A 14720-nucleotide genomic window follows, 5' to 3' on the forward strand; every position below is an offset into this window, starting at 1 on the left:
CATTCCATCCTTTCTGAAACTAATAACTAGTTAATTTAGCGACTGTTTCTTTATCTAGACGTTTCACCACTTCTGTGACTAATTTGACTGTGTTGAAATAATCATCTTCATGAATAACTGAGGTATGTGAATGCAGATATCTAACAGGCACCGTGATGGCTAATGATGGAATCCCGTTGCGCGTTAAATGCATGCGGCCAGCATCCGTACCTCCCCCTGTAATCACTGTATATTGGAAGGGAATGTTATTTTCTTCCGCCACTTGAATAACAAAATCACGTAATTTTTTATGCGGAATCATTGATGCATCATAAATCAAAATTTGTGGCCCTTCACCTAAAACAGAGTCGGCTTCTTTAGGTGTCATTCCTGGTGTGTCACCAGCTGTTCCTGTGTCTAAAGCAAACGCTATGTCTGGATTCACAAGATGCGTACTTGTTTGCGCACCGCGTAGCCCCACTTCTTCTTGCACATCACTGCCTGCAAATAAAATATTGGGGTGCCCTTCTGTCGCTAAATTTTCTAAAACTTTTAATGAAACGGCCGTACCAATTCGGTTATCCCACGCTTTTGCCAATAAAAATTTTGTATCATTCATGCGACGATAGTCAATATATGGTGTCACCATATCCCCTGGATGAATCCCCCATTCTGCAACTTGTTGATCGCTACTTGCACCAATATCAATAAACATATCTGCAATCTCATAGGGTTTGTTACGAACTTCCGCTGTTAACACATGCGGTGGTTTAGACCCAATGACACCATGGTAAACCTTACCAGTCGTGGTTTTAATCTGAACTTGTTGGGCCAACATCACTTGCCCCCACCAACCGCCAACGGTTTGAAATTTTAAAAAGCCTTTTTCTGTGATTTGGGTAACCATGAAACCGACTTCATCCATATGCCCAGAAATGTAGACTTTTGGTCCTTCTTTATCACCAACATTTTTTGCAATAATACTGCCAAGGCCATCATATAAAAATTTATCCGCATACGGTGCTGCATACTTTTTAAATAACGAACGTACTTCGTCTTCATTCCCAGCAATCCCTTTAGCACTTGTTAAATCAATTAACATTTTTTCTTCTTTTGCATCCATAAAAATAACTCCCCTCAAAAACCAATTTTATCCATTATACCACGAACTAAAAAAATACTTACAAAAAATAAATTGAGCAACGTTCTCCACTAAAAATAAACGAAAAAACAGCCTGCACGCTCGTTATTCAACGGCAGGTACAGGCTATTTTCATTGTTACGAAGCGCTTCTAGTCCGCTTCAGATAATTGGTACTTGATCCATCTTGCCTTCTTAAAATTGAGGTAAGACCAATGGATTTTGTTGTTGCCAATCTGTCTGATAAAAACGATCATCAATTTGATACGCTAACTTTTTAGGCGCAGGTTGTTTCATAAATTCATCTACTTGACGATCAACAGCGAGCCAACCACGCCAACCTAAATGAATCGTGTCCGCCATAAAGTAACGTTCATTACTACATGTTGAGAAGTCAGCAATGTTAGTAAAGCCTTGCTCTTGAAGTTGATATTTCAGCTTGCGTGCTACTTGTTGCAACATATCTTGTGACAAGCCCGTATAGTCCGACCAACGTTTGTTAACAGGTGGGATTACAAATAAAACATCGACATTTTTTTCTGCTAACTGTTCTAACGCAGCTTGGAAATCACCATATTCTGGAGAAAAACGATAATCCCATTTCTTTTGTGAATGAGCTAATTTCGGTAAAACTGGTTTAATCCGTTGGCGATAAAAACCGTTACTAATTTCAAATTTATTATTATTAATGGCTTTTGCCGCAATTTTTCCAGCTAGCTGATCTAATTCATTAAAATTATAAGTAGCAGGTAATTGTTTCATATCTTTTTCAACAATTGGTTCTCTGCTAACCATGCCAATTTGGCTAAACAATTCATCTTCACGATTCAAGAAACGGAGATTCATTATAAAATAATCTCGTTGAGAGCGTTGGGGAAGTTGCCCTGCCTGCAGATTTGCCAAAGTTTCCATTAAGACTTTGTCTTTTTGAACAACTGGAAATTTGGTCAAACGTTGTGCTAGATATTGGTCACCGCTGGTTAATTCGGTTAAATTAGCTAACCATTGATAGGTTTGTAATTGTGAATAGTGTGCACCAAAACTATCATTAGGTACACCCTTTTTGACAAACCATTGCGGAGATAAAATAAAGACCGCTTTCTTATTGGCAATCGCATCGCCCATCGAATGAATGACCATTGCTTGGGTTAATGACTGTGTGCCCGCTTCTCCTAGTAAAAACGGTCGGTAGTTCCGTTGATACTTTTCAGAGAGCACACTAGGGTGGAAAGCACTAAATCGACTTAATTCAGAAGAGCCAAAAAAAGGAACATATTTACCAGAAGCCACTGCTTTGTTTTTAATCACATTGCCTTTTAAAACGTTCGGTGCCATTGACGTTGATGCTTCCTTCAACGTTTTTTCGGAAGTTAAATTGATTCTGAACGGTGCAAAAAAGAACACTGCAACCAAGACCGCTGAACAAAGCACTGGACCTAAGATTCTGATTAGTCGTTTTTTTCTAGACATTATTGTAAAGCTTCCACTTGTTGAATGATTTGTTTTGGTGTTCCCCATACTTCACGGTCAAAGTCTGATACAGGAACTTGGATTCCTAATTGTCCTTCAATTTCTACTAATAATTGAACCGTTGCTAAAGAGTCCAATAATCCTTCTTCAAATAATTGAATGTCTTGATTGTTCACAACTTCGTCTGTTCCTGTAATATCTTCTAAAATGTTTAATACTGTTTCTTGAATGTTCATTGTAAATTGCCCCTTTATATTTTTATTTTTGTTTATTTAAACCATAGTTTGTCTAAAAATCCTGAGAAAATCAGGAAGCTGACACAAACCGCTTGGAAAGTTAAAAAGACTGCAAATGCATGTGTAAATTTGTTTGATGGTATGTTGTCTTTATGTTTTTTCTTAAAACGTAGCCAAGCATCTGTTACACAAATTAGTGTTGCATGGTAGAGCCCATAAGCGATGTAGAACCACGTTAATCCATGCCAAATGCCCATGATTAAGAACAACGCAAAGTAACCAATATTAGAAGTCACGATCCGACTTTTAAAGACTTTCTTTTTCATTAAGAAAAACATTAAGCGCATGTAAATGTAATCACGGAACCAAAAAGATAAGGTCATGTGCCAACGATTCCAGAATTCTTTAATATTCCAACTTAGGAACGGTTTGTTAAAGTTCATTGGTGTATCATAGCCCATTAAATAACTTGTGCCAACGGCCAGTAAACTATAGCCTGCGAAATCAAAGAATAGATACAAACTGTAATTATACATATAGCCGACTGTCCACCAAGATAAACCACCTTGTGCCAAGGCCATTTTTTCCACATGTGGTAAAAAGACACCACCAAGATAATGACTGATAATAAACTTATATAAAAATCCTAGAAATAAATAAAAAATTCCTTTTTCTAAAAAGTCTAAATATTTCTCCGCACTCGGCGGGTTTTTCAAATCTTTTTCAAAGCGCCGATAACGATCGATGGGTCCTGAAGAAATAGTCGGGAAAAACAAGAGAAACTGAATGTAACGAAACGGATGATATTCTTTCATTACGCCATCCCGTAAATCCATGACCACTTGGACCGCTTTAAAGGTTAAATAAGAAATCCCTAAAAAGCCAAGTAAGGTTGTTTTGCCTGTCATGAATGGAGAAACTTTCACCCAAACAAGCGGTAATATAGCTAAAAAGACAGCCAGATAAAAGACCCAACCTGCATTTTTATTTTTTCGATAAGCCGCATAGCCCCACGTTAGTAACGTCTGATAAATAACATATACAATCAGAGCGACTCCTTGTTGCCAAAATTCGCCACCAAAACTGATATATAGAAAGACCAGTGTCACGAGTGTTTGGTACCAAGGCCAACGTGTCCCTTTAATGGCTAAAGTTAAAATCATCGGCAACAAGGCCGCAATTAGCAGAACAAAGTAATACGGTGCATTATAGGGAATCATATGAGGAAAATTCATCATGTGGCATTCACCTCATTCATCAACCCTTTCCGATCAATTTTACCATTACTTGTCAAAGGTAATTGTTCAACATATACAAATTTTTGCGGAATCATATAGTCCATTGTCAACGTGGCTAATTCTTGTTTAATTGCCTTAGTTAATTGAAAATCACTTGAAAATTCATGTGCTTGCGGAACGACATAGGCAATTAATTGTTGGACTTTATTTCCTTGATATTTCGGCACAACGACTGCTTGTTTCACGTAGGAAACATTCGTTAAGTGATGATCCACTTCTTCTAACTCAATGCGGTAGCCATGCAATTTAATTTGAAAATCTAAGCGTCCCTCATACTGCAATAGGTTATCGACTAACTTTCCAGCATCGCCTGTGCGATAAGCTGGTACGCCATCTAATTGGAAAAAAGCTTCAGCTGTTTTCGCAGGATTATTTAGATAGCCTTTGGAAACACTTGGTCCAGCAATGACGATTTCACCAATTTCACCTGCAGGTAATTTTGACATGCCTTCCATAATATAAATTTGCGTATCTTCTTTCACATACCCGATTGGTAAACGTTGGACACTTTTTAAAACTTCTTGAGTGATTTCAATGGCACTAATCGCTACAGTCGCTTCTGTCGGCCCATACGTATTATAAATATGTGCAGTTGGGAAACGAGCGGCTAATTTCTCAGCCGTTGGTTTTGGTAATTCTTCTCCACAGAATAAAAACGTGCGCAGTGCTGGTAGATGTTCACCATCGAAGCTTGGTTCCATTAGACACAATTCAATAAAAGACGGTGTTGAAACCCAGACGTCGATTGTTAATTGTGGCAAACGCGTAAATAATTGTTTAAAATCGTTAATGATTTCATTGGGTAACGGAGTTAATGAGCCACCTAACGCCAATGCGGGATAAATAGACATCACCGATAAATCAAACGAATAAGGTGCCTGTGCTAAAAAGCGGGCCCCTTCTTCTAAACCAAAATCTTGCAACAACCAATTCGTAAAGCTAACTAAATTATCATGGCTGATTTGCACACCCTTTGGTACGCCAGTTGTCCCTGAAGTGAAAATGATATAGTAATTACTTGCTCCTGTGACAGGCATCAACGCAGGCGCATGCCGGGGTGCATGCATCATCATTTCTGTTAATTCTTCCGCCGTAATTACTGGCACTTCGGTGGCTAATTCAGGCCATTCATGCACAGCAATCACTGCGGTTGGTTTGGCTACGTTTAGAATTAGTTCAATGCGTTCTTTTGGTGTATGTGCATCAATGGGGATATAGCTAAAACCAGCTTTCGATGCGCCTAAAAAACTCACAATCATTTCAAAATCTAATTCTCCGTATACGACAATCGCTGACTTGTCCGTTTTCAGCTCAGCTAAATAAGCGGCTAGATTGTCTGACTTTTCTTTTAACTCTCCATACGTAGAGACTTTTTCTTCGGTTAAATAAACAGGACGTTGGGGTTCTTTACGTGCCCATTCATCAATCGTTTGAATCATATTAATTACTTTTTCCATGTATAGCCGCCTCCTTAAAACTCGTTATAAATGAAGGTTCCTCCATTGATATTCTTGTAATGATAAAGATAAATTAATGCAATGACAATGAAAGAATAAAATAACGTTTTACCGATGAATTTAAGACTTTCGTTATTGAGAATTTTCTGAAAAGTTGTTTTCATTATCATTCACCTCCTAAGGTTAATCGCTATCCATTATTTTATGCTATATTTCAGCAAAGTCCATTGAAATTTCTTACAATTTAATAAAAAAACTAACAATTTCGTCACTTCTTAAATTTTCATGATTTTCATAAACGGAACTCTCATAATTTTTTCGCATAAAGAAACTGTAAAAACCGCTTCACAACGGCTTTTACAGTTTTTTAAAAATGGATGTGTCGAATCATCCGCGCATAAATGGCAGATGTTAAAATATAAAAAATTAGATAAACAATTATTAAGATTCCACAAGAAAGATATACTAACAAATATCCTGGACTCTTAATAAATTGGCTTAGCAAATAAATGGCAAAGGTAGTATGCAAAATCCCAATGACCATCGGCGGAAAGAAAATCAAACTATTCTGTCGATAAATTTGCTTAGTTATCGCTTTACTAGAAACACCCATCCGTTTTAAAGTCACGTAATCTTGACGCTCACTTACAGCTGAAAAGAGTTGTCGTAACATCAAAATACTGCCCGTAATAAACAACGCTAAAATTGCCACAAACATGGAGACATATAAAGTCAAGCCGTTAATTTTTCGTTCATAGCGTAAAGAGGCGTAGCGATCATTCATATTTAGCCGCCAAGTTTCGGTGACGTCATCTTGCGTATTCTTTGCCTCTTCGTTAGGCATTTGTTTGGCAAAACCACTCAACTGCTGGTTATTTTTTTCATACTTATACAAAATTGGCGCTTGCCATTCTGTGGCAATCTGTTTATTTACGGCTTCATAAAGTTTTTCACGGCTTTTCGTGTCAACATTTACGGCGTTAATCTGATACTGAATGGAATTTTTTGTCACTTTCTGATAAAGGGCATCGGAAACGACAATCGTTGGTAAGGAATATTGCAATAAAAAATTACCTAGATAGTTAGGCAGCACTTGTTGCAGTTGTGCCTTCTCTCCTTCAACAAATTGCAGTTTCGATTCATAACGAGACATACCACTTAAAATATTGGTAAAGCTATCCATATAGATAACACTTTGGTCATTTTTTAAATGTAAATCGTTTAAATAAGGATTAATTTTTTGATAGTTGCGGTAGTTGGAGAAAGATAAAACATTAACTGCTTCAATCGTTTCTTGTTCCTCTTGCGCTTGACCAATTCGCAAACTGCGTTCAATTCCAGTAATTTTATAAGAAAGTGTCACTTCATTTTTTATTTTGGTGTCCTTCGCTTCATCGAGAACTTTCTTCAATTTAGGATAGCTTTCCTGTGAAACTAAAAAGTCCACGGGGCCATCACTGTTGACCGTGTGCATACTAATCGTATACACAAAAACCATCACGCCGATCCCACTCAAGGCTGTCGCAATTAACAAGGTCAAACCAGTGAGTGTTTTGCTACTTTTAAATAAGTAGCGTTTGGCATTGCCTAAAGTAATCATGCGTAAATCTTGGTAATACCATTTTTTTCTATGATTAAATAAGCGAATGATAAAATACATGGTATAACGGAAAAATAAATAAGTTCCCACCACACATAGACCCAAAATGATAAAAGGCGTCAATGTAATAATCATCGGAATCGAGATATCCAATGAATCATTTAATTGTTTATACACAATACCTGTCGCTAAATTCCGAAAATCAAACGCAATAAAATAACCAGCCAGTAAACAAATAGGTCCTAAAATACCTAGAAACTGCCGCCGTTTCGTTAAACGACTATAATTAATTTGACCAATTTTTTCTTGGTGCATAAGCTGCGACAATGGATAACGATAAATCATCCAAATACTTCTTAAGCAGACAATCAAAATCATAAATGCAAAAGCTACACCGGTTTCAATAACGGAACGCCAAGAAATATAGAAGAAACTGGGGACTTCTAAAAACATAACTTTGGCTAAAATCATTGAAAACAACTTGGTGAAAATCACTCCTAAAATAATTCCATTAATTAGTGAAACAAAGCCTAAAACTAAATTTTCTACTAAAAAAATTAGTGAAACTTGGCTCTTTCTCAAGCCAATTAATCGATACAAGCCAATTTCTTGGCTACGTTTTCCTATAAAAAAACGATTTGCTGCCAACATAAAGCCCAAAATAATAATGGTGACTAAGGTACTACCAAGTCCTAAAGATCGCTTAATTTCGATATCACGGCCTGCACCTGCGACAAGAGGCTGGTTGTAAGCAATCGCACGGAAACAATAATAAACGACCGCTGCAAAAGTCATACTAATGTAATAAACCAGATAGTTAGGTACATGAGCTTTTAAATTTTTTAATGATAGTTTAAAAATCATTTGCGCGCCCGCCTCCACCAATCGTTGCTTGCATATCTATCACACGATTAAAAAATTCCTTACGTGATCCTTGACGAACAACTTCTGAGAAAATCGCACCGTCTTTAATGAATAAGATGCGATTGCAAAAACTGGCCGTGTACGGGTCATGTGTCACCATCAAAATTGTGGCATCATCATGCAGATTAATTTCAGCTAAATATTTCAACAATTCTGTTGCTGATTTTGAATCCAGCGAGCCAGTTGGTTCATCTGCAAAAATAATTTTAGGGTTCGTAATCAAAGCACGAGCAGCTGCTACCCGTTGTTTTTGTCCCACAGATATCTCTGGTGGATAAGCAGATAAAAGCTCCTGAATCCCCAAAATCGAAGTCACATGTAACAAACGTTTATCCATTTCTTCTAATGAAACTTTTTCTACAGCTAAAGGCAACAGAATATTGTCCTTCACATTTAACGTATCAATTAGGTTAAACGATTGAAAAATAAACCCCATTTCGTTTCTCCGAAAATCACTTAATTGATTATCTCGCATTTTTAAAATATCTTGTCCGGCGATGCGCACGATTCCTGCGGTTGGCAAAATAATCGAGGATAAGACATTCAACAGTGTCGATTTCCCAGCACCGCTGGGACCCATAATCCCCACAAATTCGCCTTCATCAACGGTAAACGAAATATTATCTAATACTTCTGTTTTATTATTTAAACGACCATATGTCTTGCTGACATGGTTTACTTCTACAATTTTTTTCATTTTTCTCGCTCCAACGTTTTGTTATTACTCTTATTTTACCAAGAAAAAATCTGAATGAACATCGTTTTATCTTACAATATCGTTCGGTAGTCAAAGAATAATTGGCATTTCGTGAATAAATCCGCAAACAATTATTATTTAATAATTGTTATTTTTTAGTGTTGCTTTTAGCAATTTGGCAAAAAACTCTTTGCTGTTTTTTAATTTGGACAAAGAATTTTTTTCACACAAAAAAATTTGCTCAATCCTTTTCTTCATTTGTTTTCATATTTTTTCAAAACAGCACAAGCACAATATATAGTGTTTGTCTAGTGATATTTTACTAAAAATACGCAATATATCGATTGAATTTAGCCGACCTTTGTATTAGGATAGTTACTAACGAGATATAAGGAGCTGGATAAAATGATGAAGATTACTGATGAAAAAGCCGAGGATGTTAATCTCTCAACAATTAAAGTCGTCAAACGGGATGGTCGTTTAGTGACTTTCGATGATCAAAAAATATACGATGCTTTGATCAAAGCTGAACAAAAAATACATGACCAAGTCACTCCTTTGACACATCAAAAAGTCCAATCGATTGTTGCCGATGTCAATCGAGAAATTGCCGAACGTTTTACCAATAACGTAAAAATTTATGAAATTCAAAATATTGTGGAACATACTCTGCTATCCAACAACGAATATGCCTTAGCCGAAGAATACATTCATTACAGAACCCAACGTGATTTTGAGCGTAGTAAAGCGACTGATATTAATGTATCTATCGGCAAATTAATTAATAAAGATCAGACTGTCGTGAACGAAAATGCCAACAAAGACAGTGACGTTTTTAATACGCAACGTGATCTAACCGCTGGGATTGTTGGAAAATCAATTGGTTTAAAGATGTTGCCTTCACACGTGGCTAATGCCCATCAAAAAGGCGACATTCATTACCACGATTTAGATTATCATCCATATACTCCCATGACAAACTGCTGTTTAATTGATTTTAAAGGCATGCTAAACAATGGCTTTAAAATTGGGAACGCTGATGTCGAATCACCAAAATCAATTCAAACGGCCACTGCACAAATTTCTCAAATTATTGCCAATGTAGCTTCCAGTCAATATGGTGGTTGCTCTGCCGATCGGATTGATGAATTATTAGCGCCTTTTGCGGAACGTAATTATGAAAAACATTTAGCAGATGCGCAAGAATGGATTGAAGGAGAAGAACGCCAAAAAGCATTCGCTCGGAAGAAAACGAAAAAAGATATTTTTGATGCCATGCAAAGTCTTGAGTATGAAATTAATACCTTATTTACTTCCAATGGACAAACCCCTTTTACTTCTCTGGGATTTGGTTTAGGTACCAACTGGTTTGAACGAGAAATTCAACGGGCGATTTTACAAATCCGAATTAATGGTTTAGGGATTGAAAAACGAACAGCTATTTTCCCAAAACTAATTTTCACAATTAAACGAGGCGTCAATGCGCAACCTACTGATCCAAACTACGATATTAAACAGCTGGCACTGGAATGCGCAACGAAACGCATGTATCCTGATGTTTTAAACTATGATAAAATCGTTGAACTAACAGGTAGTTTTAAGGTACCAATGGGCTGTCGTTCCTTTTTACAAGGCTGGAAAGACGAACAAGGTGAAGAAGTAAATGTTGGCCGAATGAATTTAGGCGTTGTGACCTTGAACTTACCAAGAATCGCTTTAGAAGCGCAAGGAAGCCAAGAAAAGTTCTGGCAAATTTTAAATGAACGTTTGGCGATCGTTAAAGATGCTTTGGTTTATCGGGTTGAACGTGTTAAAGAAGCTAAACCAGCGAATGCACCGATTTTATACATGTATGGTGCATTTGGAAAACGTTTAGCTACACAGGATGCCGTAGATGAACTGTTTAAAAACAAACGTGCCACGGTTTCACTTGGCTATATTGGCTTGTATGAAGTGGCTTCTGCCTTTTACGGCGGTGCTTGGGAGGACAATCAAGAGGCCAAAAACTTTACACTGGATATTTTAAAAGAACTGAAAAAAAATGCCGACAACTGGGGCAATGAATACGGCTATCATTTTAGTGTCTACTCTACACCGAGCGAAAGCTTGACTGACCGTTTTTGCCGTTTAGATACTGAAAAATTTGGCATCGTCGAAAATATTACAGATAAAGAATATTACACAAATAGTTTCCATTATGATGTACGCAAAAATCCAACGCCTTTTGAAAAACTTGATTTTGAAAAGGATTATCCAAAATACTGTTCTGGTGGTTTTATCCACTACTGTGAATACCCCATGTTACAGCAAAATCCCAAAGCACTTGAAGCTGTCTGGGATTACGCTTATGACAAAGTTGGCTATTTAGGAACCAATACGCCAATTGATCATTGTTATGCCTGTGGTTTTGAAGGGGACTTCCATCCAACTGAACGTGGCTTTGAATGTCCAGAATGTGGCAATCATGATCCTAAGACTTGTGATGTCGTTAAACGGACTTGTGGTTATTTAGGTAACCCGCAAGCTCGCCCAATGGTACATGGTCGTCACAAAGAAATTTCCTCTCGTGTGAAACATTTAAAAAATTAAACTCGATTATTCTATAGAAAGAAGTTTTGCTGATGCGTAATCCGAAACCACAAGAATGGAAAACCGAAGACTACAGCCAAAAAAAGATTGCCGATTACAAAGCGTTCAACTTTGTTGATGGCGAAGGTGTACGCAATAGTTTATATGTGAGCGGCTGTCTCTTTGCTTGTGAAGGTTGTTTTAACAAAGCTGTCCAAAATTTCAATTACGGTACGCCGTTTACAGAATCTTTAATGAATCAAATTATTGAAGATTTGTCCCATGACTATGTCCAAGGTTTGACTCTTTTGGGTGGTGAACCTTTTCTGAATACAGATGTTTGTCTTAGTGTAGTCAAACGTGTGCGGGAAACATTTGGCTCAGCCAAAGATATCTGGTCTTGGTCTGGGTATACCTTTGAAGAACTACTTTTAGAAACGCCTGATAAGCTTGAACTACTCCATTCAATTGACATTTTAGTCGATGGGCGTTTTGAACTGGCAAAACGTAATTTAAATTTACAATTTCGTGGCAGTAGTAATCAACGGATTATTGATGTACCCAAATCACTTGCTGCTGGCAAAGCTGTTATTTGGGAAAAATGTCATGACGCCGAAACGTCTTATGAACAAATCAAAAAATCAATTTAAAAAAGTTAGCCCTTTAGCCATCTCTTGAGGATGTGTCTAAAGGGCTAACTTTTTTCCCATAAAGGTAAAACAATGTTTTCATACGCTAGTGGATCTAAATTCGTTAAAGTAATGCCTAATAAACGGATTCCTTGTTCTAAACCTAAAATATCTTCCCAAATTAAATTCGCTTGATAGAAAAGTTCTTCTTTTTTAGAAATATATTCAGGTAATGTCACACGTTTCGTAATCGTCGTATAGTCAGTATAACGAACTTTCAGGACTACTGTTTTGCCATGTTTTTGCACTCGTTGCAATGCACGCTCAACACCTGCTGCTAATTGTCTCAATTGAGCCGTAACCTGCTCTTCCGTCGTTAAAGGGGTGCCGTAAGTATGTTCCTTGCCTACCGACTTACGATCTCTAGTCACTTGAACTGGCGCATCATGGATACCGCGGACTTTACGATACAATGAATAACCCATTTTACCGAATAACCGAATCAACGTCATCTCATCTTGCTTGTATAAATCTGCTCCAGTAAAAATCCCCAGTTCATGCATTTTAGGCACTGTTTTTTTCCCGATTCCGTGGAAATCTTCAATCGGTAATGCTTTCAAAAAATCTTCGGCCTCTTCTGGTAAGACAACCGTCAGGCCCTTTGGTTTCTGAAAATCTGATGCTAACTTGGCTAAAAACTTATTGTAACTAACACCTGCCGAGCAAGTTAACTGCAATTCATGCCAAATATCATATTGAATTATTTTCGCAATTTTAATAGCCGACTTACTGTTGACCTTATTTTCAGTTACATCTAAATACGCTTCGTCAATAGATACTGGTTCAATCACATCTGTATAGCGGCGAAAAATTTCACGGATTTCTTGAGAAATTTCACTATATTTCTGATAATTACCTGGCTTAAAAATGGCACTTGGACATAGTTCATACGCCTTTTGAGCACTCATAGCCGAGTGAATACCGTACTGTCGAGCAATATAATTCGCTGTGGTTACCACTCCTTTGCCCCCAGTATCACTTGGATGGCGCGCAATAACTAACGGATGTCCTACTAACTCTGGATGATCTCGTTCTTCAACTGAAGCAAAAAACGCGTCCATATCTATATGTATAATTTTTCTCGACGTATCTTTTTTTAAGGGAAAACGTAATTCGCTCATCATTTTGATTCGCCTCCTCCCTCCATTATATACGAACGTCCGTTCTTTTTCAAATTGAAACTTCTTTATTTCAAACAGAAAAAGCTGAAAATCCATGAAGTTATAAACACAGATTTCCAGCTTTTTAATTAAACGACCAATTGTTTTTGTTGATTATAGTAGCCTTTATAGGCAAGATAAGTTGCAATTACTGAACCAATACTTGTTGCTGATAGCAACATAAAGGTCACCATAATCTGATATTTTATCGCATGGACCGGATCAACGCCCGCAAAAATCAAGCCTGACATCATCCCAGGTAAACTAACAATTCCGACAGTTTTGGCAGAATCAATCGTCGGCGCCATCCCGGTTTTCACACTTTGTTGGATGATTGGTAAAGAGGCGAGTTTGATAGTTGCACCTAATGCTAGTTTCTCCATTACCGCTTGCCGTTGGTTTTGAAAAAGAGTATCTAAATTGCGATAGCATAAACCAATTGCCACCATCGAATTGCTGGCAATCATCCCACTGATAGGAATGATTTGAGAAGGAATAAATTTGATAGAACCAGAAAAAATCAAAATACCAATGGTAATTCCTGTACTACAACCAATTGCAATGAAAGAAATCAAAAAGCCCTTTTGTAATTGCTGGCTGCGTTTTTTTGCATTAAAGGCTGCGTTGGAAACAATCACCAAAACCATGATGAGCGTTAAAATAAGGTTATTGACTTGAAAAACATATTTTAATAAATAGCCGACTGCGACTAATTGAATGACTGCTCGAATCACACTAATAATAATATCTTTGGTAAAACCTAATTTTTCTTTAGTACTAATAATTAATGCGACCACCACTAGCATGGCTGAAAAAAATAAGGATAAATTATTAACTGCTAAATCCATCTGTCGGCGCCACCTTTCCTGCTACAATACGAATCACTTGCTGTGCTTGCTGAATTTCTTCGGTATCATGCGTGACACGAACCAGCGTGACTCCTTGCTCTTTGTTTAATTGGTTTAACAATTGATTGACAATCTGTTTGCTTTCTTCATCTAATCCCGTTGTAACTTCGTCTAATAATAAAACATCTGGTACAAAAATAATGTTTCGTAGCAAAGCAACCCGTTGTCGCTCACCACCAGAGAGTTCGGCTATTTTCTTTTCAAGATAAGCAGCGGGCAATTTCACTTGTTGGAGTAATGCCACGACTTTTTCCTGATTAAACGCTTCTTGTCTGACGGTAAATGGAAATAACAAATTATCATACACGGTTTCACCAAATAAAGTTGGCTGCTGAAAACAATAAGAAACCTTTTGGCGGTATGTTTCGATTGGCATTGTAGTAATTGGCGCTTCTTGATAAAAAATTTCGCCTTCTGTAGGACTTAATAATGAAGATAAAATTTTTAAAAATGTACTTTTCCCGCTACCTGAAGGACCAACAATTGTTGTATTGCTGCCTGTTTCAAATGACAAATCAATATCAGAAAGAATGCTACGACCATTTACTTGATAAGACACGCCTTCTGCTCGCAATAAATTACTCATGTTTCTCT

Annotated in this window: 13 protein-coding genes; 2 read left to right on the forward strand and 11 right to left on the reverse strand. The window is 37.2% G+C overall.

Annotated elements, in window-relative coordinates; all coding sequences use genetic code 11:
- Nucleotides 1-19: 19 nt before the first annotated feature.
- The 8 genes from IGJ37_RS10490 to IGJ37_RS10525 form a co-directional block, all read right to left on the reverse strand.
- Complete coding sequence (locus tag IGJ37_RS10490; protein ID WP_002367214.1) at nucleotides 20-1102, reverse strand: M42 family metallopeptidase; 1083 nt, start codon at nucleotides 1100-1102, stop codon at nucleotides 20-22.
- 212 nt (nucleotides 1103-1314) lie between these two features.
- Entirely contained in the window at nucleotides 1315-2589 is a 1275-nt protein-coding gene (gene dltD / locus IGJ37_RS10495) for a D-alanyl-lipoteichoic acid biosynthesis protein DltD (RefSeq protein WP_002359447.1), read from the reverse strand.
- The gene (gene dltC, locus IGJ37_RS10500) at nucleotides 2589-2825 is read right to left on the reverse strand and encodes a D-alanine--poly(phosphoribitol) ligase subunit DltC (RefSeq protein WP_002356389.1); all 237 of its coding nucleotides are present in this window, start codon (nucleotides 2823-2825) and stop codon (nucleotides 2589-2591) included. The genes dltD and dltC overlap by 1 nt, the downstream gene beginning before the upstream one ends.
- 32 nt (nucleotides 2826-2857) lie before the next feature.
- Nucleotides 2858-4063, reverse strand: a complete 1206-nt coding sequence (gene dltB, locus IGJ37_RS10505) for a D-alanyl-lipoteichoic acid biosynthesis protein DltB (protein ID WP_325815108.1) — start codon at nucleotides 4061-4063, stop codon at nucleotides 2858-2860.
- A complete protein-coding gene (gene dltA, locus IGJ37_RS10510) occupies nucleotides 4060-5580 on the reverse strand; it encodes a D-alanine--poly(phosphoribitol) ligase subunit DltA (protein ID WP_002356385.1) in 1521 nt (506 codons plus the stop codon). Before dltA ends, dltB begins: the two co-directional genes overlap by 4 nt.
- A gap of 14 nt (nucleotides 5581-5594) precedes the next feature.
- The gene (locus IGJ37_RS10515; RefSeq protein ID WP_002356384.1) at nucleotides 5595-5744 is read right to left on the reverse strand and encodes a teichoic acid D-Ala incorporation-associated protein DltX; all 150 of its coding nucleotides are present in this window, start codon (nucleotides 5742-5744) and stop codon (nucleotides 5595-5597) included.
- A 203-nt stretch (nucleotides 5745-5947) separates the two neighbouring features.
- Nucleotides 5948-8044, reverse strand: a complete 2097-nt coding sequence (locus IGJ37_RS10520; protein WP_002392853.1) for an ABC transporter permease — start codon at nucleotides 8042-8044, stop codon at nucleotides 5948-5950.
- Nucleotides 8034-8801 carry an ABC transporter ATP-binding protein gene (locus tag IGJ37_RS10525; protein ID WP_002356382.1) on the reverse strand — a complete coding sequence of 256 codons (768 nt, stop codon included), beginning with the start codon at nucleotides 8799-8801 and terminating at the stop codon, nucleotides 8034-8036. Before IGJ37_RS10525 ends, IGJ37_RS10520 begins: the two co-directional genes overlap by 11 nt.
- A gap of 405 nt (nucleotides 8802-9206) precedes the next feature.
- Here IGJ37_RS10525 and nrdD point away from each other — a divergent pair, with 405 nt between their 5' ends.
- Together nrdD and nrdG are read left to right on the forward strand one after the other, a co-directional pair.
- A complete protein-coding gene (nrdD, locus tag IGJ37_RS10530; protein ID WP_002385686.1) occupies nucleotides 9207-11390 on the forward strand; it encodes an anaerobic ribonucleoside-triphosphate reductase in 2184 nt (727 codons plus the stop codon).
- A 32-nt stretch (nucleotides 11391-11422) separates the two neighbouring features.
- Entirely contained in the window at nucleotides 11423-12019 is a 597-nt protein-coding gene (gene nrdG, locus IGJ37_RS10535) for an anaerobic ribonucleoside-triphosphate reductase activating protein (RefSeq protein WP_002356379.1), read from the forward strand.
- A gap of 44 nt (nucleotides 12020-12063) precedes the next feature.
- Here nrdG and dinB read toward each other — a convergent pair whose 3' ends face one another.
- The 3 genes from dinB to IGJ37_RS10550 all read right to left on the reverse strand — a co-directional run bounded on the left by dinB (nucleotide 12064) and on the right by IGJ37_RS10550 (nucleotide 14712).
- Nucleotides 12064-13179: a DNA polymerase IV gene (gene dinB / locus IGJ37_RS10540; RefSeq protein WP_301555038.1), complete on the reverse strand. Its 1116-nt coding sequence runs from the start codon at nucleotides 13177-13179 to the stop codon at nucleotides 12064-12066.
- Between the two features lie 128 nt (nucleotides 13180-13307).
- Complete coding sequence (locus IGJ37_RS10545) at nucleotides 13308-14066, reverse strand: ABC transporter permease (RefSeq protein WP_002356377.1); 759 nt, start codon at nucleotides 14064-14066, stop codon at nucleotides 13308-13310.
- Nucleotides 14050-14712, reverse strand: coding sequence for an ABC transporter ATP-binding protein (locus IGJ37_RS10550; protein WP_002356375.1), 663 nt, complete (start codon nucleotides 14710-14712; stop codon nucleotides 14050-14052). The genes IGJ37_RS10545 and IGJ37_RS10550 overlap by 17 nt, the downstream gene beginning before the upstream one ends.
- Nucleotides 14713-14720: the final 8 nt, after the last annotated feature.

Source organism: Enterococcus sp. AZ104 (assembly GCF_050546705.1).
Classification (GTDB): domain Bacteria; phylum Bacillota; class Bacilli; order Lactobacillales; family Enterococcaceae; genus Enterococcus; species Enterococcus faecalis.

Excerpts from the sequence above, each read along its gene's own strand:
- IGJ37_RS10490 (WP_002367214.1), bottom strand. The coding sequence starts at position 1,102 with ATGGATGCAAAAGAAGAAAAAATGTTAATTGATTTAACAAGTGCTAAA.
- dltD (WP_002359447.1), bottom strand. The coding sequence starts at position 2,589 with ATGTCTAGAAAAAAACGACTAATCAGAATCTTAGGTCCAGTGCTTTGT.
- dltC (WP_002356389.1), bottom strand. The coding sequence starts at position 2,825 with ATGAACATTCAAGAAACAGTATTAAACATTTTAGAAGATATTACAGGA.
- dltB (WP_325815108.1), bottom strand. The coding sequence starts at position 4,063 with ATGATGAATTTTCCTCATATGATTCCCTATAATGCACCGTATTACTTT.
- dltA (WP_002356385.1), bottom strand. The coding sequence starts at position 5,580 with ATGGAAAAAGTAATTAATATGATTCAAACGATTGATGAATGGGCACGT.
- IGJ37_RS10515 (WP_002356384.1), bottom strand. The coding sequence starts at position 5,744 with ATGAAAACAACTTTTCAGAAAATTCTCAATAACGAAAGTCTTAAATTC.
- IGJ37_RS10520 (WP_002392853.1), bottom strand. The coding sequence starts at position 8,044 with ATGATTTTTAAACTATCATTAAAAAATTTAAAAGCTCATGTACCTAAC.
- IGJ37_RS10525 (WP_002356382.1), bottom strand. The coding sequence starts at position 8,801 with ATGAAAAAAATTGTAGAAGTAAACCATGTCAGCAAGACATATGGTCGT.
- nrdD (WP_002385686.1), top strand. The coding sequence starts at position 9,207 with ATGATGAAGATTACTGATGAAAAAGCCGAGGATGTTAATCTCTCAACA.
- nrdG (WP_002356379.1), top strand. The coding sequence starts at position 11,423 with ATGCGTAATCCGAAACCACAAGAATGGAAAACCGAAGACTACAGCCAA.
- dinB (WP_301555038.1), bottom strand. The coding sequence starts at position 13,179 with ATGAGCGAATTACGTTTTCCCTTAAAAAAAGATACGTCGAGAAAAATT.
- IGJ37_RS10545 (WP_002356377.1), bottom strand. The coding sequence starts at position 14,066 with ATGGATTTAGCAGTTAATAATTTATCCTTATTTTTTTCAGCCATGCTA.
- IGJ37_RS10550 (WP_002356375.1), bottom strand. The coding sequence starts at position 14,712 with ATGAGTAATTTATTGCGAGCAGAAGGCGTGTCTTATCAAGTAAATGGT.